This is a genomic window from Corynebacterium sp. HMSC05C01, from assembly GCF_001807155.1.
Classification (GTDB): Bacteria; Actinomycetota; Actinomycetes; order Mycobacteriales; family Mycobacteriaceae; genus Corynebacterium; species Corynebacterium coyleae.
In genome coordinates, this window is sequence record NZ_KV787930.1 from 1 (window position 1) to 715 (window position 715).

Annotated in this window: 1 protein-coding gene and 1 pseudogene; both read right to left on the reverse strand. The window is 56.8% G+C overall.

From position 1 onward, the window contains the following. A partial coding sequence (locus tag HMPREF3145_RS00310; RefSeq protein WP_168162433.1) for an ATP-binding protein occupies positions 1-417 on the reverse strand: 417 nt, incomplete at its 3' end. A gap of 14 nt (positions 418-431) precedes the next feature. Continuing rightward, positions 432-715: pseudogene (locus HMPREF3145_RS11570) on the reverse strand (IS21 family transposase); the annotation flags it as partial.

Here is a 715-nt window from a genome sequence, read left to right on the forward strand (position 1 = left end):
CAGCCGGTAGTAGGCCACGGAGTATCCGGCCTGACACGCAGCAATACCGATGGCGCAGGCTATGTATGTTTTCCCTGTTCCGGTTGGTGCGAGGATGTGAATGTTGGTCGGGTTTTCCCGCCAGTTCGTCGCCGCGATTCGTTTCAGTTGGCGCATGTTGATGCCGCGTTGTTCTGCCCGGGTGACTTCAGCAAGGCTCGCATCCGGGTATCGGAATTGTGCCTGGGTGATGGCTTTGGCGATGTTGCGTTGTTGCCGTTGTGTGTAGGCCTCTTCGACTGCTGCGAGGAAGATGTCCTCTGGTAGCGCATCCGCGTAGGCCTCGTCGTTGACAATCTCGTAGAAGACATCAGCGAAGGTCGATACGCGAAGCTTTCGCATTTTTGCCCGTACTGTTTCGTCATTGATGTTGCTCATGGTTAACACTCCTTCTAGTTTTCGTAGTGGTCAGCAGGCCGAATAAAGACGGCATCAGCTGCGTCGCCGGTAAGCGGGGCGCTTGGGCGTTGTTGGTTCTTCGTCGCGGGCTGTGTCTTTCGCCCTGGTGCAGCAGGGTGCTGCTGAGCGTGCGCAATGTCAGTCTGGATGCGCTTGATCACAGCCATAGTTGGAGCCAGCTTCTTTTCTAAGACCTGCTGGCATGCTGGTTCGAGGGTGGCTTTGCTGTGCTTTTTGCCCAGGTTGGCCAGCACGTTGCGAGCCTGGAGGAGTCCGC